Source organism: Telluria sp. AZSoR62 (assembly GCF_058111565.1).
Map to the genome: position 1 here is coordinate 1 of NZ_JBYTST010000283.1, position 276 is coordinate 276.

1 protein-coding gene is annotated in these 276 nt (G+C 55.4%); it reads left to right on the top strand.

The features are described from left to right. The coding region (locus tag AC3XQU_RS23815; RefSeq protein WP_489876603.1) for a GMC oxidoreductase at window positions 1-183 on the top strand (183 nt) is incomplete at its 5' end. Between the last annotated feature and the right edge of the window lie 93 nt (window positions 184-276).

Here is a 276-nt window from a genome sequence, read left to right on the forward strand (position 1 = left end):
CTCAAAGAGGCGGATGGTGTCTGCAATAAACACGGACAGTGCCACGAGGTGCCAAACCTGTTCATCTCAGACGGGAGCCAGTTCACTACCAGTGGCGCGGAGAACCCGACGCTGACAATCGTGAGCCTGGCCATTCGCCAAGCCGACTATATTGCCGAAGCTCTCAAGGCCAAGGCAGCATGACGGCGCAAAAAACAGGCGGCATGGAAGTCCTCGAGTTGAGGGCTTTCACCGACAATTACATTTGGCTGCTGCTCAATCCGGATGAGAACCACT